This window comes from Flagellimonas sp. HMM57 (assembly GCF_021390175.1).
Taxonomy (GTDB): Bacteria; Bacteroidota; Bacteroidia; order Flavobacteriales; family Flavobacteriaceae; genus Flagellimonas.
The window spans coordinates 834,207-857,548 of the sequence record NZ_CP090004.1 but is presented as its reverse complement, the minus strand read 5'-3'; the positions used below and the strand labels follow the sequence as shown (position 1 = coordinate 857,548).

At 38.5% G+C, this 23,342-nt stretch carries 20 protein-coding genes; 10 read left to right on the top strand and 10 right to left on the bottom strand.

Annotated elements, in window-relative coordinates:
- Positions 1-55: 55 nt before the first annotated feature.
- Positions 56-1,204 carry a 2-amino-4-hydroxy-6-hydroxymethyldihydropteridine diphosphokinase gene (folK, locus tag LV716_RS03815; RefSeq protein ID WP_163416464.1) on the bottom strand — a complete coding sequence of 383 codons (1,149 nt, stop codon included), beginning with the start codon at positions 1,202-1,204 and terminating at the stop codon, positions 56-58.
- 70 nt (positions 1,205-1,274) lie between these two features.
- Here folK and sppA point away from each other — a divergent pair, with 70 nt between their 5' ends.
- The 3 genes from sppA to LV716_RS03800 are packed head-to-tail and all read left to right on the top strand — an operon-like array spanning position 1,275 to position 6,504.
- Complete coding sequence (gene sppA / locus LV716_RS03810) at positions 1,275-3,035, top strand: signal peptide peptidase SppA (RefSeq protein ID WP_163416463.1); 1,761 nt, start codon at positions 1,275-1,277, stop codon at positions 3,033-3,035.
- Between the two features lie 4 nt (positions 3,036-3,039).
- Positions 3,040-3,747, top strand: a complete 708-nt coding sequence (locus LV716_RS03805; RefSeq protein ID WP_163416462.1) for a queuosine precursor transporter — start codon at positions 3,040-3,042, stop codon at positions 3,745-3,747.
- 36 nt (positions 3,748-3,783) lie between these two features.
- Positions 3,784-6,504 carry an AsmA-like C-terminal region-containing protein gene (locus tag LV716_RS03800; protein WP_163416461.1) on the top strand — a complete coding sequence of 907 codons (2,721 nt, stop codon included), beginning with the start codon at positions 3,784-3,786 and terminating at the stop codon, positions 6,502-6,504.
- Positions 6,505-6,507: 3 nt separating this feature from the next.
- On the opposite strand, the gene LV716_RS03795 is transcribed toward LV716_RS03800, so the two are convergent.
- Entirely contained in the window at positions 6,508-7,248 is a 741-nt protein-coding gene (locus tag LV716_RS03795) for a hypothetical protein (protein ID WP_163416460.1), read from the bottom strand.
- A gap of 99 nt (positions 7,249-7,347) precedes the next feature.
- The gene (locus tag LV716_RS03790; protein WP_163417862.1) at positions 7,348-8,142 is read right to left on the bottom strand and encodes a DUF2797 domain-containing protein; all 795 of its coding nucleotides are present in this window, start codon (positions 8,140-8,142) and stop codon (positions 7,348-7,350) included.
- A gap of 101 nt (positions 8,143-8,243) precedes the next feature.
- Here LV716_RS03790 and LV716_RS03785 point away from each other — a divergent pair, with 101 nt between their 5' ends.
- Both LV716_RS03785 and LV716_RS03780 read left to right on the top strand, forming a co-directional pair.
- A complete protein-coding gene (locus LV716_RS03785) occupies positions 8,244-9,755 on the top strand; it encodes a GH3 auxin-responsive promoter family protein (protein WP_163416459.1) in 1,512 nt (503 codons plus the stop codon).
- 73 nt (positions 9,756-9,828) lie between these two features.
- On the top strand, positions 9,829-10,368 hold the full coding sequence (locus LV716_RS03780; protein WP_163416458.1) for a hypothetical protein: 540 nt from the start codon (positions 9,829-9,831) through the stop codon (positions 10,366-10,368).
- A 3-nt stretch (positions 10,369-10,371) separates the two neighbouring features.
- Here LV716_RS03780 and clpX read toward each other — a convergent pair whose 3' ends face one another.
- The 7 genes from clpX to LV716_RS03745 form a co-directional block, all read right to left on the bottom strand.
- The gene (clpX, locus tag LV716_RS03775; RefSeq protein ID WP_163416457.1) at positions 10,372-11,607 is read right to left on the bottom strand and encodes an ATP-dependent Clp protease ATP-binding subunit ClpX; all 1,236 of its coding nucleotides are present in this window, start codon (positions 11,605-11,607) and stop codon (positions 10,372-10,374) included.
- Positions 11,608-11,700: 93 nt separating this feature from the next.
- A complete protein-coding gene (gene clpP / locus LV716_RS03770; protein WP_163416456.1) occupies positions 11,701-12,381 on the bottom strand; it encodes an ATP-dependent Clp endopeptidase proteolytic subunit ClpP in 681 nt (226 codons plus the stop codon).
- Between the two features lie 90 nt (positions 12,382-12,471).
- Positions 12,472-13,794: a trigger factor gene (gene tig, locus LV716_RS03765; protein ID WP_163416455.1), complete on the bottom strand. Its 1,323-nt coding sequence runs from the start codon at positions 13,792-13,794 to the stop codon at positions 12,472-12,474.
- A 93-nt stretch (positions 13,795-13,887) separates the two neighbouring features.
- Positions 13,888-14,238, bottom strand: a complete 351-nt coding sequence (locus tag LV716_RS03760; protein ID WP_163416454.1) for a phage holin family protein — start codon at positions 14,236-14,238, stop codon at positions 13,888-13,890.
- Between the two features lie 72 nt (positions 14,239-14,310).
- Positions 14,311-15,897, bottom strand: coding sequence for a G-D-S-L family lipolytic protein (locus LV716_RS03755; protein ID WP_163416453.1), 1,587 nt, complete (start codon positions 15,895-15,897; stop codon positions 14,311-14,313).
- Positions 15,898-16,030: 133 nt separating this feature from the next.
- Positions 16,031-16,801 carry an alpha/beta fold hydrolase gene (locus LV716_RS03750; protein ID WP_163416452.1) on the bottom strand — a complete coding sequence of 257 codons (771 nt, stop codon included), beginning with the start codon at positions 16,799-16,801 and terminating at the stop codon, positions 16,031-16,033.
- On the bottom strand, positions 16,801-17,517 hold the full coding sequence (locus LV716_RS03745) for a pyridoxine 5'-phosphate synthase (protein WP_163416451.1): 717 nt from the start codon (positions 17,515-17,517) through the stop codon (positions 16,801-16,803). The genes LV716_RS03750 and LV716_RS03745 overlap by 1 nt, the downstream gene beginning before the upstream one ends.
- A gap of 86 nt (positions 17,518-17,603) precedes the next feature.
- On the opposite strand from LV716_RS03745, the gene LV716_RS03740 reads away from it, so the two are divergent.
- The 5 genes from LV716_RS03740 to LV716_RS03720 all read left to right on the top strand — a co-directional run bounded on the left by LV716_RS03740 (position 17,604) and on the right by LV716_RS03720 (position 23,320).
- Positions 17,604-18,260: a CBS domain-containing protein gene (locus tag LV716_RS03740; protein ID WP_163416450.1), complete on the top strand. Its 657-nt coding sequence runs from the start codon at positions 17,604-17,606 to the stop codon at positions 18,258-18,260.
- 1 nt (position 18,261) lies between these two features.
- The gene (locus LV716_RS03735; RefSeq protein WP_163416449.1) at positions 18,262-19,143 is read left to right on the top strand and encodes an NAD kinase; all 882 of its coding nucleotides are present in this window, start codon (positions 18,262-18,264) and stop codon (positions 19,141-19,143) included.
- A gap of 111 nt (positions 19,144-19,254) precedes the next feature.
- On the top strand, positions 19,255-19,938 hold the full coding sequence (locus tag LV716_RS03730) for a DUF6089 family protein (protein ID WP_163416448.1): 684 nt from the start codon (positions 19,255-19,257) through the stop codon (positions 19,936-19,938).
- Complete coding sequence (locus LV716_RS03725; protein ID WP_163416447.1) at positions 19,939-20,679, top strand: isoprenyl transferase; 741 nt, start codon at positions 19,939-19,941, stop codon at positions 20,677-20,679.
- Positions 20,651-23,320 (top strand): POTRA domain-containing protein, encoded by a 2,670-nt coding sequence (locus LV716_RS03720; RefSeq protein WP_163416446.1) that lies wholly within the window; start codon positions 20,651-20,653, stop codon positions 23,318-23,320. Before LV716_RS03725 ends, LV716_RS03720 begins: the two co-directional genes overlap by 29 nt.
- Positions 23,321-23,342: the final 22 nt, after the last annotated feature.

The following is a 23,342-nucleotide window of genomic DNA, read 5'->3' as shown; positions in this document are numbered from 1 at the left end:
CTAATAAAATAAAACCATTCCTTATATGCAAACATTTCCCTAAAATTCTCTTAAATTATCGGTACAACAACAAAAGAATTTGTTCATCCAATTGTTTCAGGACTTTTTCATAATCCAATGAATTATTCACAAAATCCAAATCACCTAAATTCAGTATCATACTATTTTGGTTGGGATGTCCTTTTATAAAATCCAAATACCCCCTGTTAATTTTATCCAGATATTCGGCATCTATGCTCTGCTCATAATCCCTTCCCCGCTTTTTAATATTTGCCAGTAGTCTTTCCGTGTTTTGATAGAGATAAAGGTAGATTTCGGGTTTTTTTACCTCTTTGTACATGAAATTGAAAACCTTTCTGTACAAATCGAACTCCTCTTTTTGAAGCGTAATCTTTGCAAAGATCAACGATTTAAAGATATCGTAATCGCTCACCATAAAGCTTTTGAAAAGGTCGAACTGTGAGGTATCATCCGTAAATTGTTGGTAACGATCCGCCAAAAAGGACATTTCCAGAGGAAAGGCATAACGTGCCTGATCTTCATAGAACTTGGGAAGAAACGCGTTGTCCGCAAACCGTTCCAAGACCAATTTGGCATTAAAGTCTTCGGCAATCATTTTGGAAAGTGTTGTCTTTCCGGCTCCAATATTGCCCTCTATCGCAATAAATTGTAACTGCGAAAAAAGGGAAGACCTGTTTTTGAACAGTTTGTATTTTGATTTCTTAACATTGCTTCGGTCTTTGCATTGTTGCAGTAAATTGCGGATGTCCTTGTTAAGAATGGGGTGATAGTATTGTGGCGCAATATCAGCTAGAGGTTTCAAGACAAAATTCCGGGTATCCATTTTAGGATGGGGAATTTCCAGATTTTCGGTCTTGATGATTTCTCTTTCATAAAGAATGATATCAATGTCCAGTGTCCTGGATTGGTAGCCGTCTTGCTCATTCCGCTCACGGCCAAAGTCGCTCTCGATCTGTAAAATATAATGGAGTATTTCTATGGGAGGGAATTTGGTTTCTACCATGATACAGGCGTTCAAGAAATCTTCTCCTTCAAACCCTACCGCCGGGTTTTCATATACCGCCGAAACCTGCACAACCTCACCTATTTTTTCCCGTATGCTGAATATCGCTTTTTGGAGCGTTACATAACGGTTTCCCATGTTGCTGCCCAGCGAAAGATATGTCTTTTTTGTATCGTTCATAATCAGGAAAACAAAGTAAACAAAACAATACAACAATGGTTATATTTGAATAAAAATAAAATTTGCTTTCATGAAATTTTTAAGAAATCTATTAGCTGCAATTTTAGGATGTTTGGTGGCATTTGGGCTCATAGTGGTCATGTTTTTCATTTTTGCGGCTTTAGTGGGCAGTGCGGAAGATGGTGTGGTTGTTAAGGACAATTCTATTTTGGAGTTACGTTTTACAGAACCTATAAAAGATTATGTAGGTCGCGATGATACTGACCCTTTTGCAGGATTTTTAAGTGAAGAAGCGGGCCTTGACGATATTTTGCATGCTATAGCCGTAGCAAAGAATGATGAAAAAATCAAGGGTATCAGTATGGCTACCAGTTTTTTGCAGGCGGGCCTTGCACAGACCCAAGAAATACGAAAAGCGCTACTGGACTTCAAATCAGCGGGGAAGTTCATTTATGCCCATTCCGATTTTTATACCCAAAAAGACTATTATTTGGCCAGTGTGGCGGATGAAATGTACTTAAACCCCGTAGGCGGTATGGATTTTAAAGGACTGGCTACCGAAGTGCTTTATTTTAAGGGTCTTCAAGAAAAAACGGGTGTAAAAATGGAAGTGATACGTCATGGAAAGTACAAAGCTGCGGTAGAACCTTTTCTATCGGATACCATGAGTTCTGAAAATCGCGCTCAGATCAAAGAGCTGATCACTTCGTTGTGGGATACCATGGTTTCCGATATTTCAGCGACCCGTAACATAAGTGAAGAAGACCTTAATAGTATTGCGGATACACTTGGTGGCAGAACACCATCATATGCGGTAGCTTCTGGTCTTATTGATGGTAGTTTGCATGCTGATCAATATGAAGCGTTGTTGAAGGAAAAAATTGGATTGGAAGAAGGCGCCGACATAAATTACGTTGAATTTACCGACTATCTTCAAGGCGCCAGAAGCAAAAGATTGCGAAAGGGTAAAGATAAAATTGCCGTGGTCTATGCACAGGGTGAAATAATGTATGGTGAGGGAAGCAAGGAAGCTATTGGGCAAGGTTTAATTACTTCAGCATTGCAGAAAGCTGTGGATAACGAAAGTGTGAAAGCTATCGTCCTTCGTGTCGATTCGCCGGGTGGCAGTGCATTGGTATCCGATATTATCTGGAGAGAAATCGAGTTGGCAAAAGCGATAAAACCCGTGGTGGTGTCTTTTGGAAATGTAGCGGCATCAGGAGGATATTATATAGGTGTTGCAGGGGATAAGATTTTTGCGGAACCTACAACGATTACAGGTTCTATAGGCGTTTTTGGAGTGATTCCCAATGCTAATGAGTTGGCTGGTGACATCGGTATCAATGCGGAGCAAGTGGGAACCAACAAGAACTCAGTGGACTATTCGTTGTTCGAGCCTATGGACGAAACTTTTAGAAGCGTGCTCAAAGAAGGTATAGAAGATACGTATGAAACATTTTTGCAACGTGTTGCCGCAGGTCGGAATATGAGCGTGGCAGATGTTGACTCATTGGCGCAAGGTAGGGTTTGGAGCGGTGTGGACGCAAAAGAAAATGGGTTGGTGGATGAACTGGGGAGTCTGGACGACGCTATCGCCGAGGCAGCGGATATGGTTGGGTTAGATACCTATGGAATTCGAAAATATCCAAAGTATAAATCCGATTTTGAACGGTTGATGGAGGATTTTGGAGGAGCCAAATCTAAATTGAAGGGTGCTTTGATTCAAGAAGAAATAGGTTCTGAAGCGTACCAAATTTTAAAAGAGCTTAAACAAATTACCGAACAAAAGGGAATTCAGGCAAAAATGCCCTTCAGCTTAAACATTAAATAAGGGAATGACGCAAAAAGATAAGAAAGCTGCGTTTTCCATTTATTTGTATTTGGGCGCTTTATTCATCACCTCTTTGGTGGTTTCCAATCTCATTTTTCAAAAGTTCTTTTTCTGGGAGCCATTTGGCGATACGACCATTTTTGGAGCTCCTTTGTTCGAGCTTTCTGTTGGGATATTACCGTACCCTATCACATTTCTGATTACAGATTTGATTTCTGAAATCTATGGGAAGAAGAAAGCCAATCAGGTAGTGACCGCAGGTATTTTTGCTTCGGTATTCTCCATGCTTATCATCTTTATCGCCAATGAAGTTCCCGCTATTGCCGATTCGGGAATTGATGACGAAACCTTCACCAAGGTTTTTGGTCTATCTCCGTTAGGCGTATTGGCATCTATGCTGGCCTACCTCTTTGCGCAGTATATCGATATTTCTATCTACCACTTTTGGAAAAGGGTGACCAAGGGCAAAATGCTATGGCTCAGAAATAACTTTTCCACATTTTCATCACAGTTGGTGGACACTGTGACGGTGGTAGGATTATTATGCATTTTTGGCGTATTGCCGTGGGATAAATTCTACGGTTTGGTCGTTAGCGGATTTCTATTCAAAATCTTTATTGCAGCCTTCGACACCCCTTTGCTCTATCTTTTCGTATATCTAATACGTAAAAGATTTAACTTAAATATAGGGGAGGAGATACCTTTGGATTGACGGCTTCTTCTTTATTTTGTCTCAAAATATTCAAGTATGAAGAAAAAAGCCCTTAAGATTACTGGAATAACCCTACTAATTTTTATCGTGTTGATTGCTGCGGTTCCCTTTCTGTTGGAAGGCAAAATAGCGGATATTATCAAGAACAAGGTCAATAATAGCATTAATGCTACGTTGGATTTTGATGAGGCTAACCTTAGTCTGATAAAAAGTTTTCCCAATGCAAATGTGGGACTTAAAAAGATTTCTTTGGTGAACAAAGCCCCTTTTGAAGGTGATACATTGTTTGCATCAGAAGAAATTGAACTTAAAATGTCTATCAAGGAACTTTTTAAAAGTGCAGAAGATCCTATAGCCATTCAAAGCCTGAATATAGACGGTGCAAAACTGCATATTAAGGTAGACGAAGGTGAAAATACCAATTATGACATCGCTATAGAAGGTGAAGCAAACCCAACGGCGGGGCCAGAAGAAACTTCCAATAACTTTACTTTGGCATTGGATTCCTACGCAATCAATAATACTGAAATCATCTATGACGATTTTGCAGCGGGAATACATTTGGTCATTTCAGAAATGAACCATTCGGGTACTGGGGATCTATCATTGGAAAATTCACAATTAAAGACTTTGACAGATGCTTTGGTCTCTTTTGAAATGGACAGCACCAAATATTTGAACAACAACAAGCTTTCTTTGGATGCCCTTATTGACATCGATTTAAAAGAAAACAAATACTCATTTTTGGAGAACAAGGCCCTGGTGAACCAATTGCCCTTGGTTTTTGACGGATTCATCAAAGTGAATGAAGAAAACCAAGAAGTGGACATCACGTTTAAGACACCGTCATCGGACTTTAAAAACTTTTTGGCGGTCATTCCGGAAGCCTATTCAAAAAATATCGAAGATGTAAAGACCACGGGTAATTTTGAGGTGAACGGACAATTTAAGGGTATTGTGGATGAAACGCATATTCCAACGTTCAGCATTAAAATGAACTCGGAAAATGCTTCGTTCAAATATCCGGATTTACCAAAAACGGTACGGAATGTCTTTATTGACACGGAAATCAATAATACTACGGGGATAACGGAAGATACCTATGTGGAGATTAAAAAGCTGTCTTTTACCATTGATGAGGATAGGTTCAACCTAAACTCAAAGATTACAGATTTATTGGGCAATACCAAAGTGAATGCCCATATGGACGGTAGAATAAACTTGGCAAATATTTCACAGGCGTACCCTGTTCCTGCTGATTATAATCTTAAAGGAATCATGAATGCAGATGTTACCACGGCTTTTGATATGGCTTCCCTGGAGAAAAAACAATATCAGAATACCAAAACCAGTGGTTCTGTTGATATCAGTGATTTTGAATATGCTTCAGAAGAACTTAAAAACCCCGTTATGGTAAGCAAGGCGGACATTACATTTAACCCGCAAACAGTTTCTTTGAATTCTTTTAATGGAAAAACTGGAAGTACAGATTTTAATACCACAGGGACGCTGACCAATCTATTGGGATTTATGTTCAATGATGAAAAAGTTGAAGGGAACTTTGCATTGACTTCCAATACGTTTGCCTTAAACGATTTTATGGTAGAAGAAGAGGAAGGTGAGGCGCAAACCGAGGAAACCACTACAGATGAAAAGACTACGTCTTCAAAAACGGAAGAGAGAATCAAGATTCCATCTTTTTTGGATTGTACTATAGATGCCAAGGCAAATACGGTCCTGTACGATAACCTGAATCTCAAAAATGTTGAAGGGACACTGGTTATAAGGGATGAAACAGCAACATTGAAAAACTTTAGATCAAACCTTTTTGGGGGTGTTCTGGGAGTTGCGGGTTCGGTATCCACCAAAGAAGAGGTTTCAACCTTTGATTTGGATTTGGGAATGGAAAATTTTGGTATTAGCGAGTCTTTCCAGTCTTTGGAGTTGTTTAAAGTATTGGCGCCCTTGGCCAGTGCACTTCAAGGAAAATTGAATTCGGATGTTAAAATAGCCGGAAACTTAAAAGAGGATTTCACCCCTAATTTAGCAACGATTTCTGGGGGTCTGTTGGCAGAATTGCTATCCACAAAAGTGGATACTAAAAATGCGCCCTTACTTTCTGCTTTGGATAGTAAACTTAGTTTTCTGAATACTGAAGAATTGGATTTTAACGATTTAAAGACTGCACTGAGCTTTAAGAATGGGGCGGTCAATGTGGAACCTTTCACCTTAAATTATAAAGATATTGCCGTTAATGTGGATGGTGGCCATACCTTCGATAAGGAACTTCAGTATAAAGCAACCTTGCAAGTGCCTGCCAAATATTTGGGCAGTGAGGTTACCGGGCTTATTGCCAAGTTGGATGATGACAGTTTGGAGGATTTGACCATTCCCGTGGTCGCTAACATAGGAGGAAACTACACAAGTCCAACAGTAAGTACGGATTTAAGCTCTGGGGTTGCAAAACTAACCAACCAATTGGTAGAGATCCAAAAACAAAAACTGCTGAATCAAGGTAAGAGCGCTGCAAAGGATTTATTAGGTGATGTATTTAAGACCGATGATTCAGATTCTACCAAAACCGGGAATAGTGGAGGAGTGAAGGAAGCATTGGGTTCATTATTAGGGAGTACAAAGAAAGATACGGCTAAAATAGATTCGGCCCAAGCCAAAAAAGAGCCTGTAAAAGAAGCTGCTAAGTCTATCTTAGGTGGACTTTTAAGTAAAAAGAAGAAGAAAAAAGATTCAGTGGAGTAGCTTTCAATCTACTGAAATAAATGCTTTATGATTTTTTAGGGAGAACTCACTAAATTCTTTATCATTAATTATAACACTTTTATAATGGAATTGATAGATGTCTTTTCCTCCTTGAATGATTTCAACCTTTTTGGCTATTTTCCCAATATCACTTTCCATCCACTCTTTGTATTTAATCTCTATTTTTTCTGTTGTGTCATTGGGGTTTGATAATTTGACCCCTAGTATCAATTTTTCCTTTCTACTGTAATATAGGGTTATTGGATTATTCAATACGTCCGTACCTGTATATTTTTCACAAGGTTTTTCTTGGTACTGTGCTTCTTCTTCAAATTTGATAGCGTTAAAAAATGTATTTGGGGTAATGTGAATTTTGTGAAATTCGTGACCTCTTATTATTTCTATGGATTCTTTTGATAAAGTATCTATTGCATTACCGTTCTTATCTATAGTAAAACCTTTTGTTTTATCAAATATGGTAGCTTCGTAGTCCTCTTTCCCTGGTCCATATTGTTGTTTAAAATAAGTATATCCGTTTTTAGTGGAGTGTACTTCTGTGGAGTAAGTAATATCTGGCCCTGAACAGCTTGCTATGGAAATTAAGTTTTCAAAATCTTTATGTTTTGAATTCAGCTCTATTTTTCTTTCCAGCTCCTTGTTTTTTTTATTTTGCTCAGCTTTGCAGCCGAAGAAAATAACTAATAGTACAAATCCGAATAAGTAGTTTTGTTTGAAAATTAGCATTGCTCTATATTTTGATAATCTATAAACATTGACTTTTTCAAAGCACGGATTTATTGGGAAAGTATGTCTAATTGATATATTGCTAAAACGGAGTAATCCTCAACTGATACCAAGCCCAACATAATACCCCTCATTCCCACGAATATTAAAAACCGTGCTATCCTCAAAGATGAGGTATTGTCCCTTAATACCTTTTAAAATTCCCATATAGCTGGGAGTTTTATCCAGATTAAGACTTTTTACCTTTTCTGGATATTCCAATACTGGAAAATCCATATGGGTTTCAGTCTTTTCACTTAAAAAGTATTCAGACGCTTCTTCCGGAATATTCGCCCGTAGTTTGTCACGCCATGCTACCAAATCCACATCTTCAATACGGTTGGTCAACATTTTTTGCCAACTTGTTTTATCGCTCACATAATCTTTTAAAGCAACTTCCGTGATTCCCGCTAAATAACGATTAGGGACTTCTACAATTTCAATGGCTTCGTGCGCTCCTTGGTCTATCCACCGTGTGGGTACTTGGGTTTTTCGAGTTACCCCCACCTTAACATTGCTGGAGTTTGCCAAATAAACAATATGGGGTTGTAGTTGCACTCGTTTTTCATATTCCAAATCACGGTCTTGCTTGTCCAGATGTGCTGTGCTCAATTCAGGTTTCATGATCCAGTCACCTGCTGATGGGGTTTCAAAAAAGCATGACTTACAAAAACCCTGTCGATAGATGGGTTTATCCTTTCCGCAATTAAGGCACTGAAACTTTATAAAATCTAGCTGCAATTCTTTGTTCAACAGTTGGTTCATGTTCAGAAAATCATTTTCAAAAACCAAAAAATATTGAATGGGATTTCCTATTTCGGTTTGCATTTTGCGGAGCACTCCTTTGTAAAGCATATTGGGATACGTATGTTTTAAACCTGATTTGATAATGAACGTTAGATAGCCTATTTTAGCTAATACACCTAACAATAATTCTAGGTTAAAGATACCTAAAAATGCCAATACCCCTATTTAACTCCATAGCATCTTGGTTGCTCAAAAAACGCTACCATCAAATAGAACTTTTTTTAAAATACCCTTTGGATGTACAGGATGAGGTATTGAAATATTTAGTGGATTTTTCCAAAGATACCATGCTTGGCAAGCAATACGGTTTTGCAGATATTCAAAAGTACGAGGATTTTGCCGATAGAGTTCCTGTTACTAAATACGAAGAAATTTCCAATATCATAGAACGGACCCGTAGAGGGGAACAAAACTTGTTTTGGCCCACAACCATAAAATGGTTTGCCAAGAGTAGTGGTACCACCAATGCAAAAAGTAAGTTCATACCCGTTAGTATGGAAGCTCTGGAAGATTGCCATTATAAGTCGAGCAAGGATTTGCTTTGTCTGTATTTGAACAATAATGAAAACTCCCAATTATTTAACGGCAAGAGCCTTAGATTGGGAGGGAGCAAAGAACTTTATGAGGACAACGGGACCTTTTTTGGTGATTTGTCAGCTATTTTAATCGATAATATGCCTTTATGGGCAGAATATAGCAGTACACCAAGCAGTAAGGTCTCCTTAATGAGCGAATGGGAGTCAAAATTAGAAGCCATAATCCAGGAAAGCATTCGTGAAAATGTGACAAGCTTGGCAGGGGTTCCTTCGTGGATGTTGGTATTGTTGAACGATGTATTGGAGAAAACAGGTAAGAACCATCTTTTTGAGGTATGGGAAAATTTAGAGGTGTATTTTCACGGGGGCGTGAGTTTTACTCCATATAAAGACCAGTACAAGAAATTATTGCCGCGTAAAAAATTTAATTATTACGAGACCTATAATGCTTCGGAAGGTTTTTTTGGTATTCAGGATCGAAACAATTCTGAAGATTTGTTGTTGATGTTGGATTATGGGATTTTTTATGAGTTCATCCCTATGGATTCCTATGGAAACAATCAAAAAGTCATACCACTTTGGGAGGTTAAAATAGGTGTGAATTATGCTGTGATCATTACGACCAATGCGGGTCTATGGCGTTATAATATAGGAGATACAGTTAGGTTTACATCCAAAAATCCTTATCGCATCAAGATAACGGGACGTACCAAACACCATATTAATGCTTTTGGCGAAGAACTAATCATAGAAAATGCGGAGGAAGCCCTAAAGCAAGTTTGCCTAAAAACCGATGCGGAAATAATGGATTATACAGCAGCTCCGATTTTTATGGTAGAGAACGAGAAAGGTGCGCATGAATGGATCATAGAGTTTAGAAAGCAACCAAAAGATATTGCTTATTTTACCGAATTTTTGGATAATGCCCTAAAATCATTAAACTCCGACTACGAGGCGAAACGGTACAATAATATTACGTTGCGAATGCCTAAAATTCATATTGCACGGCAGAATTTATTCCATGATTGGCTAAAATCCAAGAGCAAATTGGGGGGGCAACATAAGATTCCACGACTTTCCAATAAAAGGGCTTACATCGAAGAATTGCTTCGGATGAACAATTAAATAGTGTTTTTCTGCGTTTATTGATGAAATTTAAACCAATCAACCTTTTAATTAAGAAGTAATCAGTTGTACTATGGCAGAAAAATTAGTTGTTATCTCGGATATGTGGGGAGTAAAAAAAGGACTTTGGATTACTTCCTATTTTGGGTATTTGCAACAGTACTACGACATAGTCTTCTACGATTGCCAGCAACTTGGAAATATCGACGTTCCGGTTTCTACTGAAAAAAATATACACAAAGCGTTTGTGGATGGCGGTATTGAAACTGCAGTGGCACATCTCGTACAGAAAGAAAAACAGCCAAGTCATTATTTGGCCTTTAGTACTGGTGGAACAATTGCATGGAAAGCCGCGTTAAAGGGATTACCCATAAAATCCTTAACTGCGATATCCCCTACTAGAGTTAGGTTAGAAGAAACAGCACCGAACACCGCTTTGAATCTCATTTTTGGAGAATGCGATGCTTTTAAGCCAAGTACAGAATGGGCGGATAAAGTTGGTGTGGACTTGAATGTTATATCAAATTTTGGTCATCAATTATATTCCGATGAGAAGATTATAGCAGAAATCTGCTTAAATCTTTTGGAAAAGGTGACCAAAAAAGTAGTTTAATTCTTAGGATACCGCTTTTAGCTTTTTGATGGTCTCGTGCGATAGTTTTTCTTCTGCATAAGCCTTGGTAACCTTAAATTCTTTTTCCTCACTGCTCGGTAACGTAAACATCGCATCGGTAAATACCGCTTCGCACAGAGAACGTAGGCCTCTGGCCCCTAGTTTGTACTCTACTGCCTTTTCTACAATATAGGTCAGAGCTTGTTCGGTGATACTGAAAGAAATCCCATCCATATCAAAAAGCTTTTCATATTGCTTAATGATGGCGTTTTTTGGTTCCGTTAAGATTGCTCTTAAAGTTTTTGCATCCAAAGGATTCATGTGGGTTAACACAGGCAGCCTCCCGATGATTTCAGGAATAAGACCGAACTCTTTCAAATCTTTTGGTATAATATATTGTAGGATGTTTTTGCTATCTAAGTTATCTTCAGCTTTTGATGCACTATAACCTACAGCCTGCATGTTAAGACGCTTGGTAATGATTCTTTCAATACCATCAAAAGCACCACCAGCTACGAAAAGGATATTTTCAGTATTGACCTCTATAAACTTTTGGTCAGGATGCTTACGGCCTCCTTTTGGCGGTACATTTACTACAGTACCCTCAAGTAGTTTTAGAAGACCTTGTTGTACACCTTCCCCAGAGACATCTCTGGTAATTGAAGGATTATCACTTTTTCTTGCAATTTTATCTATCTCGTCTATGAAAACGATTCCTCTTTCTGCCTTTTCCAGATTGTAGTCCGCGGCTTGTAGCAAACGCGTTAATATACTTTCAACATCTTCCCCTACGTATCCTGCTTCAGTAAGTACCGTAGCATCTACAATGGCCAAGGGAACATTCAGCATCCGTGCAATGGTTTTTGCAATCAATGTTTTCCCTGTACCTGTTTGCCCAACCATGACAAGGTTACTTTTCTGTATTTCTACATCATCTTCTTTGCCTTTTGGCTGTAAGAGCCTTTTGTAGTGGTTGTATACGGCAACGGACATCACTTTTTTTGTGCGATCTTGTCCAATTACAAATGTATCCAGGAAATCTCGTATCTCCATGGGCTTCTTTAAGACCAACTCAGAAGAAAGATCTTGGTTTTTGGATTGTTTGGATTCCTCCGCAACGATACTGTGGGCCTGTTCAATGCACCTATCGCATATATGGGCATCGAGACCAGCAATCAAAAGATTGGTCTCTGGTTTTTTTCTTCCACAAAATGAACATTCCAAGTTTTCCTTTGCCATACTATATTAACTCATGGGTTCAACCACTAATAACGTAAAAAATTGGGGTTTGACGTGTATTAAAGCTCCATTTTCCGACGAAAATAGTCGAATCTAGGATGTTTCCCTTACCAAAATTTCATCGATCATACCATATTTTTTGGCTTCTTCCGCCTTCATCCAGTAATCCCGATCACTATCTTCATATACTTTGTCAAAAGTTTGACCTGAGTGGTTGGATATGATTTGATATAATTCATCCTTTATTTTAAGAACTTCTTTTGCTGCAATTTCAATATCACTTGCCTGTCCTTGAGCTCCAGATAGTGGTTGGTGTATCATTACTCTAGAATGCGTAAGGCCACTTCTTTTCCCTTCCTGTCCTGCGCACAACAGTACAGCGGCCATAGAGGCTGCTATTCCCGTACATATGGTGGCCACATCTGGTTTTATAAACTGCATGGTGTCATAAATTCCCAATCCGGCATAAACGCTTCCGCCAGGGGAATTAATGTAGATTTGGATATCCTTTACAGCATCTGCACTTTCTAAAAAGAGTAACTGTGCCTGTACGATATTGGCAACTTGGTCGTTGATACCTGTGCCCAAAAATATAATGCGGTCCATCATTAACCTAGAGAAGACATCCATTGCAATTGCATTGAGCTGTCTTTCCTCAATAATGTTAGGGGTCATGTTCATAGGATACATACTGCTCATGATTTGGTCGTAGTACATACTATTTATCCCATGATGTTTGGTGGCGTATTTTTTAAATTCTGTTCCGTAATCCATAGAATTTTTTTCGAATTTGCTTTAAAAAAAGGTGCCGAAAATTATAATTTTCGGCACTATAAAGATACTCAATTTTCTTTTAGCTTGACTTTAGCTGTATGCTTCCTTCACGAAATCATCGTAAGTGACTTCCTTTACTTTAAGGTTGGCATTTTCTTTATAGAAATCCAACAGTTTTTGACTCATTAACTGTTCCGACAGTCTTTTTACTTCGTCTTGATTGCCAAGAACGCGCATGGCTATATTTTCCAATTCTTCTTCCTGTGGGTCAAGGTGACCATACTGCGCCATTTGGGATTTGATGAAACCTTTTGCAAATTCTTTCAATTCATCCATTTGCACTTGAAGGTCGTTATCCTTGATTATTTTCCCTTCGATGAGTTGGTAACGAAGTCCTTTTTCAGATTTTTCGAACTCTTCTTTGGCTTCATCATCAGACAGTGGATTTTCTCCACTGATCTGAATCCATTTTCTTAGAAAATCCGCTGGTAGATCAAACTTGGTGTTATCGATAAGTTTTTCCGTAATATCGTTGAGTAATTTTTGATCGGATTGTTGCTCAAACTGTTTTTCGGAATCTTCTTTTATTTTTTCCTTTAACTCCTTTTCTGTTTTTACATTGTCCTTGCCAAACAGTTTATCAAAAAGTTCTTGGTCCAATATAGCAGGCTCTCTTTCATTTATTTCCTCAATCGTAAAAGAAACCTCTATGTTGAGTTTTTCCGCTTTTTCCCTGTCAATCCCGAGAGCACTGGAAAGTAAATAGTCTTCTTTAAAAAGACCTTTGGTTTTTAGTGTAACGGACTCTTCGACTTTTTTGCCATTAAGAGCATCAATGGCCTTTTTACTCTTGATTTTATCTAGCTCAATAGTTGTTTTTTGCTCTATTCCTTCTGTTTCATTGGTAAAAGTACCCGTAACTTCATCTAATTTTCCAACCTCATTTTTAGAAACCAGTTTTCCATATTGCTTTTGAATGCGGTCTACCTGTTCCTCGATCATTTTTTTATCAGCAACGATTTTGTACTGCGTAACCGCTTTTTTGGTTTTTACCTGCACATCAAAACTAGGGGCTAGGCCAAGTTCAAATTCAAAATCAAGATTCTCGCTGTCCCAGTCAAAGTCGTCCTGCTGCTTGGGTAAGGGATTGCCCAATACGTCCAATTTCTCTTCGGTAAGGTATTTATTAAGGTTGTCTTGAAGCAATTTGTTGACTTCATCGACCAATACGGCTTTACCATATTGTTTTTTTATAAGGCCCATAGGTACTTGGCCTTTACGAAAACCTGGGATATTGGCCTGCTTTCTGTAATCTTTTAGGATTTTTTCAACTTTGTCTTGGTAATCATCTTTGCTTATGGCAACTTTTACAACTGCATTAAGCTCGTCAATCTGCTCTTTAGTAATGTTCATCTCTTACCTATTTTGCTATTCAAAAATGGGTGGCAAAAGTAATATATTTTCTTGTTTGCAGCAACTTTTTAAAGTGTTGAATACCAAAGCGAATCATTTCTTTTTGTCCTCTTTTAAAATCGACTGTAAAATTGACTGTAAAAATGAAAGCAGAAGACTGAAAATGATGGCCCACCAAATACTGGAAACCTGAAAACCTGAAATAAACTCAGCCGCAATTAGGATGATAATAGCGTTGATTACCAGTAAGAATAGCCCTAGCGTAAGTATGGTAATAGGTAATGTCAGTATAACAAGAATCGGTTTTACTATAAAATTGAGTATGCTCAGCACAAGCGCTACAACAATAGCTGTTGTAATAGAGTCCACTCCAACTCCCGGAAGTACATAAGAAAGAATGATCACTGCCAAGGCATTCAGCAAGAGTCTTAAAATAAGTTTCATATCTATTGGTTTTAAATTAAAAAAGCACCGTCTTAAAAACGGTGCTTTCAATATACTTAAATAAAATTGTATCTAGTCAATATAGAGTCCTGTAAAATCCAATGGATTTACACCTGGAAGGTTAGAGCCAAATTTTTCGTTTATGGCAGCTACAAAAGCATTTGCTATAATCGCATATCCTCTTGGCGAAGGATGTACCCCGTCCAACGAGAATCCACCACCAGTTCCAAAAGTGGAAGTGACCACAGAACCATCTGACTGGGTGAGACCACTAGCACGCAACTCTGTCAAAAGAGAGTTTACATCGACTAGGGCCAAGTCGTATTGTGTGGCAAGCGTCTCTATAGTTTGGTTATATGCCGTTAAAGCAGTTTCTACCTCTGCTTGTTCTTCTGGTGTGAGAACCCATTGATCTTCAAGTGGGAATGTAACTCCATTTACGGCCAATTGAGCGGCTGTTTCTTCGGGAACATTCATGCCTGTCAACATGGCAATAGCAGCTTCATTGGGTTCGGCAATTATCTGTCTACTAGGCAAGATCAATAAATCGTCTTCATTTGCAGGTCTGGCCTGTCCATACAAAAGACCAGTTAAACCTGCCGTTGCTTCATCGACACCGTTCATAATCAAAGCTCCAGTTATTTGAGCAGATAAATTAGGAAGATTTTCATCTTTTATGATTACCGGACTGGCAGCGGTTTCTGAAAAAATAAACTGTCTTTCGGGAACCATTAGTGCTTGGAAAACCAAATTTAATCCAGCGAATTGGGCATTAAGCGCAGGAATTTGTGCTCCAAATGCGGGATTGGTAGGGTCTAAAGGAGCGAAAGGGACTGTTGTAAAAAACGGTATGTCGGTCACATTGGGCAAATTGGCGATTACTCCATCTGCACCGCCAGCAGTCAACGCCTGCAATGCTCCATTTATTGCACCTGCAAAAACTGTAGGATTGGTAATATCGTTTCTAGCATAATCCGCAGGGCTAACCATGGGGTCATCTTGAAAAGTGCCTGTGCCACCACTGGTTGCATACAAAAGAATATCATTGGAACCTGTCCACAGAGAGAAAAAACTTGGGTTTTGATCGGCAGCATCACCAATAACCGTAGCGGCTTCACCAGAAGAAAAGCGTACGAAATAAGGATTCGCTGCACCCATAGCCAATCCAGCTAAGCTACCATATCCTGAGGCCAATAATTCGTAACTTTTAGAGCCTGGAACTCCCATATTATTAAATGTGCCTGATAATTTATCCGTTATTTCGGTAGTTCCTACACCAGCTTTTACTGTGGGTACAGGACCATCCGCCGTAAAAAGTAAAATGAACCTGTTGGGAATTTCTGGGGAGCCGTTTATCGTTGCACCACCAAGATTGTCTGCCATAAATGGTATTTCGAAAGCACCGCCACCTGCTAAGGCAAAATTCGTAGCAAGCATATTTGGGAACGAAGCTTCTTGACCTGCCCTGAACAAAGCATTATCCGAAAAACCTGCTGTCAGTGAATTTCCTACTGCAACATAATTAGAAAAGTCAGCTGTTCCCGATGTATAGACCACGGGGTCTACTGGGGGTGTAACATCAGGAGGGGTAGTATCATCATCGCTACATGCGATTAGGAACAAACCTAATAGAGGGAATAAGGCATAAATTTTTTTCATGTTAAGTAGCTGTTAGAGTTAACTTATGTTAAATTATGGTTAAACCAGAATTAACCAAATCTATATTAAATTTGTTATACAGCCAATTAAATGGGCAAAAAAATTATGCATGCATAATAAAAATGGTCATTTTTTATGAATTTAGAAACTTGACCGTAAATTGAAAAAACTGTTTTGGATTTTCTGCATGTAGCCAGTGACCTGCATTTTCAACCATTTCAATTAAAGCATTTGGAAAGTGTTTTTTAATTTCTGGAAAGTCACTAGCCTGAATATATTCGGAACGATCTCCGCGGAGAAATAGGGTAGGACCTTCATAATTGGCTGTAGAACTGATATTTTCCCCGATTTCGTCCATTTTATCTTTTAGGACTTCCATATTAAAGCGAAGTCCAAGTTTTTTTTGTGCTACCCAGTAAAGGTTCTTTAATAGAAATTGTCGGGTTCCAAAATCTGTTATGTTTTTGGAAAGCACTTCGTCCGCTTCTTTTCTGCTTGTTATTTCATTAAAGTCCAATTCTTGTAATGCATCAAGAATAGGTTGGTGATGCGGAGGGTAGTATTTTGGCGAAATGTCGGCAACAATCAGTTTTGATACAAATTTTGGTTTGGACGTTGCGAGTTGCATGGCTGTTTTTCCGCCCATGGAATGTCCTATAAAATCAGCCTGGTCAATCTGAAAATGATTCATGTAACTTACCAAATCTTCACTCATCACATCATAATCAAAATGAATGGAGTGGAAGCTTTTTCCATGATTTCGTTGGTCTATAAGATGGACTTGGTAGCCATTTTCAGCATATTGATTTCCTAGCGTTTTCCAATTATCGGACATCCCCAAAAAACCATGTAGAATCAATAAAGGTTTTCCTTCTCCCAGTATCTTTGAATGTAGCAGTTCCATTACTTTAATCGGTGTAGGTACATATTCACGACATTTTCCATCCCCAGATAAAGCGATTCACACATAAGCGCATGACCAATGGATACTTCCAACAAATTTGGGATATGTTCTTTAAAAAACTTGATGTTGTCCAGATTCAAATCATGTCCTGCGTTAATGCCCAATCCTAACTTGTTTGCTTTTTCTGCTGCAGCGATAAAAGATTGAATGCTTTCTGTTTTTTTTCCTTCAGAAAAATCTTTTGCAAAACTCTCGGTGTACAGTTCAATTCTATCGGTTCCAACTTTATAGGCTCCTTCGACCATATCCGAATCAGGGTCTACAAAAATGGAAGTCCGGATTCCATTCTCCTTGAAAGTTTTGATGACTTCAATCAAAAAATCTTTATGTTTTATAGTGTCCCAACCCGCGTTGGACGTTATTGCATCTTCCGCGTCTGGCACCAAGGTTACCTGAGTGGGCTTTATGGTCAATACCATATCTATAAACTTGGGGATGGGATTTCCTTCAATATTGAATTCCGTAGTGACTATTTCCTTTAAATCGTATGCATCTTGATACCGAATGTGTCTTTCATCTGGTCTTGGATGTATTGTTATACCTTGTGCACCAAAGGATTCAATGTCTGTTGCGGATTTTGTCAGATTTGGCATATTGCCTCCCCTTGAATTTCGCAGCGTTGCCAGTTTGTTAATGTTAACGCTTAATTTTGTCATGAATGCAAATTTTTGAACATCAAAAATAAGAATTAGGCATACCTTTTGCGATTTTAAATTACTATTTTGCACATAATACCAGCATAATGCAGATTCAAGATCAAATAATCACGACAATACCCATTTTTGAAGTCACCGAGACTTTGGAAGAGGTCATTCAATTTTTTGAAGAAACTACATTTTCCCATGTAGCGGTTACCGAGAATGGAGTTTATCTTGGCGTATTGTCCGATAATGATCTGGCATGCTTTCAGCCAGATAAAAAAATTGAAGAGTTTAGGGTTGAGCTGGAAACTTTTTTTGCCACAAAGCAAACAGCTTGGTTGGATCTTTTGGAATTGTTTTCAAGAAATGAGGCTAATGTCCTTCCCGTATTGGATGACGATAATATTATTATTGGCTATTACGACTTGGAAGATATTGTTTCGGTCTTTATAGATACTCCCTTTTTTAGGGAGCCCGGTGGAATTTTAGTTGTCTCGACAGGAATAAAGGATTACTCGTTTAGCGAGATAGCTCAAATAGTTGAAAGCAATAATGCCCGTTTATTGGGTGCATTTATTACAGATTCACAGAATGATGTGGTGCAGATTACTTTAAAAGTAGGGACTTTAAACCTAAATGAAGTAGCCCAAACCTTTAGGCGTTACAACTACACCATAATTTTTGGTAACAGTGATGATCAATTCCTTGAGGATTTAAAACAACGCTCCGATTATCTAGAGAAATACCTTAACGTATAACATGAAAGTTGCTATCTACGGTCAGACCTTTCATGAACAGGACAAGACCTGTGTTATGGAGCTTTTGGATGAGCTCAAGGGAATAGAATCCTCCGTTTACATTGAAGAGGAGTTTAGCCAATTGGTTGCTGAGCATCATCTAGAATCAAACTATGGGACATTCACGCAAACCTTGGGTTTAGATGACTCCTTTGATATGTTCGTGAGTTTTGGTGGCGATGGTACCATGCTAAGGGCCGTTACCTATGTGAAGGATTTAGGGATTCCCATTGTTGGTGTCAATACAGGAAGATTAGGGTTTTTATCGACATTTAAAAAGGAAGATGTTCGAAAAGTGATCAAGGAATTTGTTGCGGATCATTACAAAATCGAAGAACGAAGCTTAATAGAGGTTGCACTAAGCTCAGGTTTGACTGAATTTAGAGACCTTAATTTTGCCTTGAACGAAATTACGGTCAGTCGCAAGGATACTACCTCCATGATAACTGTGGAAACCTATTTGAACGATGAATATTTAACATCGTATTGGGCAGATGGATTAATAATATCGACTCCTACTGGTTCTACTGGCTACTCCTTAAGTTGTGGTGGCCCTGTTATTGAGCCCTCTGCAAAATCATTGGTTTTAACCCCTATTGCGCCCCATAATCTCAATGCTCGCCCCTTGGTTATTTCAGACGATACTGAGATTAGGTTAAAGGTATCCGGTAGGGAAGAACATCATTTGGTCTCTTTGGATTCTAGAATAGCAAGTATACCCAATGGAAAGGAAATTAGAGTACAAAAATCAGGTTTTACCATTAAAATGATTGAATACAAATCGGAAAGTTTTTTAAAAACACTTCGGAACAAATTGCTTTGGGGTCAAGATAAACGTAATTGACCCTTTCAAAAACAATAAAAGAGGCTAAAATCTGTTTAACAAAAGAGAACTTTTATAACATCGGACCCTATAGACCTTCCTTTACCCTAATATGTATAATTAATAGATAGTATGCGAATAGTTTTGGCTATTTTATTGTGCTTTGTGTTCAAGGTCAATGCTCAAACTTATGAGATTGGTGTTTTTGCTGGTGGTGCCAATGTAATCGGTGATGTAGGGAGAACAAATTACATATTGCCTTCGGGACCTGCTTTCGGTGGTATTTTTAAATGGAACAAGAGTAAAAGATATGCGTGGCGCGGAAGTTTAACATACGGAAGTTTTACTGCGGACGATTCAAAATCGAGCAAATCTTCAAGAGAACAACGTGGATATGTTATCGATAATTCTGTTCTGGAAGCTTCAGCGGGGATAGAATTTAACTTTGTAGAGTACAATCTTCATAAGCTCGGACCTGCCTTTACACCCTATCTTTACACGGGTGTTACGTACTTTAGGTATGATTTTAATTATTTTGATGCCAATCAAGTGCAGGATATTCCCCAAAAAGAAGGTAGTTTTGCAATTCCAATGACGGTGGGGGCGAAGTATCGGTTAAACCAATTCTTGATTCTTGGTGCTGAGATTGGAGCAAGGTATACGTTTACGGACAATTTGGACGGAAGCAATCCTGAAGGCTCCAATTTCGAACAGTTTAGATTTGGGAATATTTTGAGCGATGACTGGTATGTCTTCTCAGGTATTACATTAACGTATACCTTTGGGCGTAAACCTTGCCAGGATTGTTTTGAATAAATGCACACCTTAAAAGACGTAAACGCAGATAAACTTCCAAAGCACGTTGCAGTTATCATGGATGGTAACGGCAGATGGGCGAAGCAACGTGGAAAACTTAGGGTTTTTGGACATCAGAATGGCGTGGAAGCCGTGAGAAAAACGGTCGAAAACTGTGCGAAGCTACAAATCCAGTTCCTGACCTTATATGCATTTTCCACCGAAAATTGGAAGCGTCCCAAAATTGAAGTAGAGACATTAATGAAGCTTTTGGTCTCGTCACTACGGAAAGAACTGAAGACCCTTAATGAAAACAATATAAGATTAAGTGCGATCGGCAATATAGATTCCTTGCCTTCAAAAGCTCAAAAAGAACTGGCGGAAGTTATTTCAAAAACAAGTAAAAATACAGGGATGACTCTTACTTTGGCTTTGAGCTATGGTTCTAGGGAAGAAATCAAACTTGCTGTAAAAGAGATTGCTATCAAAGTTAAAAATAATATAATTTCATCTGATAATATTGATGAAGCCGTTATAAATACTCATCTTTACACGCATTTTTTGCCAGACGTAGACTTGCTTATCCGTACCAGTGGAGAACATAGGATAAGCAATTTTTTGCTTTGGCAGATTGCATACGCCGAATTATATTTTATTGACGTATTTTGGCCTGATTTTAGAGAGCATCATTTGGTAGAGGCAATATTAAGTTACCAAAATAGAGAACGACGATTTGGAAAAACTAGCGAACAACTCAATTAAGGATAACCAAAATCCTATTAAACTATTCCTAAAACTACTACTCCTACTTCTTTTTACTACCCAGAGTTTCTCCCAAGAGACATCTTTTGAGGACGGGAAAAAGTATATCTTAGGAGGATTATCGGTAACTGGACTTCAAAGCTATAATGAACAGACTGTTGTTACTTACACGGGCTTACGTGTAGGACAACCTATAACGATTCCCGGTGATGAAATAAGTGCGGTCATAAAAAAGCTATGGAGCTTGGAATTGTTCAGTAATGTGGACATGTACTATACCAAAATCGAAGGCGATAAAATATTTCTGGAACTAAATATTACAGAACGCCCAACACTGTCCAAGGTAACGATATTTGGCGTTAAAAAGCGAAAGGTAGAGGATATCATCAACGATACCGATCTTAAAAAAGGAAAAAAAATAACCGAAAGTTTAATTGCCAATACCAAAAACTATCTACAGAACAAATATAAAAAGCAAGGCTTTCTCAACGCTAAAGTAACCATAGCTACTGCCGCCGATACTACTGGAACCAATACGCAAAGTATGGTGGTGAATGTAAAAAAGGGAGATAAAGTAAAAATTAGAAAAATAGAGTTTGAGGGCAATGAAAAGCTTTCTGATAAAAGGCTGGCAAAGTCTTTAAAGAAAACCAAAAAGAAAAAAATCTATCGTTTTTGGAAAAAATCTAAATACATCCAGGACGACTATAAAGAAGACCTTTCCAGTTTGGTCGATGCCTATGCCGAAAGAGGGTACAGGGATGCTAGGGTTTTATCGGATACCTTTGTTAAGGTAAATGACAAGAACATCGATTTAAAAATAACTGTTGAAGAAGGCGATAAATATTACTTCGGTGATATCAATTTTGTTGGAAACTCGGTTTATACAGATAGACAGTTAAGTCAAATATTGGGTATTCGAAAAGGAGCTACCTATAATGGTGTACTACTCAAAAAACGAATTGCCGATGATTCTAAACCAGACGGACAAGATCTTACGAACTTGTATCAAAATAACGGCTACCTTTTCTCAAGTATTAACCCTGTAGAAGTATCTGCGGTAAATGATACCATAAATTTTGAGATAAGGATAATAGAAGGTAAAGAGACGTTCCTGAACCATGTTACAGTATCTGGAAACGATAAGACCAATGACCATGTAATCTTTAGGGAACTGCGTACTAGGCCAGGTCAAAAATATAGTAAAGACAATATAGTACGTAGTATTAGGGAACTTGGTCAATTAGGCTTTTTTGATGCGGAACAGATTGTACCGGACATTGTAAATCCGGACCCTAATGCCGGTACTGTAGATATTGCATATAGTTTGGTAGAAGCAGGGTCTAGTCAGATAGAGCTACAAGGTGGTATTGGTGGTGGCGGATTTATCGGTACGCTAGGTCTATCGTTCAACAACTTCTCCTTGCGTAATCTTTTTAACGGAGAAGCGTATAAACCTGTCCCTATGGGAGATGGACAAACCATGGCATTGAGATTGCAGGCCAGTAGAACTTTCCGTGTTTATAGTTTGAATTTTTCGGAACCATGGTTAGGAGGGAAAAAACCCGTAAGGTTTAACCTTTCACTATCAAGAACCCAGCAGTTTGCAACTTCTTTTGATAGTCGTGGTAGAATTGATCGTGATCCTGACAGAGGTTTTTCAATTACTGGTATCTCCACAGGTCTTGCCAAAAGAGTGCAATGGCCAGATGATTTTTTCACCATTTCACATTCATTAAGTTATCAGCTTTATCAATTTGACGACTTTAATAACGGTCTGTTCAATTTTGGTAATGGTAGCTCAAATTCTTTAAGTTATACACTGGGAATCTCTAGAAGTTCTCAGGGGCCAAATCGAATTTTCCCGTTATCGGGCTCAAACTTTGAACTTACTGCAAAATTTACACCGCCGTATTCGCTGTTCAGTGGTAAGGATTTTAAAGGAATTAGAAACGATATTGATGAAGCTACCGAAAGACTTTTTGAAATTGGCCAAAACCCAGGTTCAGTAGAAGATCAAATTGAATTTGCAGAACGTAGTGAGGAATTGGAAAGGTTAGAAGAAGAGCGTTTTAAACTGTTGGAATTTTATAAGATAAAGTTTAAAGGAGATTGGTATACAAGATTGGTCGATAAATTGGTATTGCGTACCAACGCGGAGTTTGGCTTCTTAGGAAGCTATAACAACGATATTGGAGATGTGCCCTTTGAAAGGTTCTTTGTAGGTGGAGACGGTCTAGGGAACTTTACTTTAGATGGTAGGGATATTATCCAGTTAAGGGGGTATGAGAATAGTTCTTTAACGCCATTTAGTACTAATCCTATTACAGGTGCCCAGCAAAGGGATGGTGGTACTATCTACAATAAGTTCTCCATGGAATTGCGCTATCCACTTACTTTAAAACCATCGGCATCTATTTATGCCCTTTCGTTTTTGGAAGCAGGTAACGCCTTTAACAATTTTACTGATTTTAATCCGTTTGAATTAAAAAGATCTGCCGGAGTGGGGGTGCGTATTTTTATGCCGGCATTTGGTCTTTTGGGCATTGATTTTGGGTATGGCTTCGATTCAGACGCAAACCCAACTTCGGTCGGTCCAAACGGCTGGGAAACACACTTCATCATTGGGCAGCAGTTTTAACCTAAAGAAAATATAATTTTTT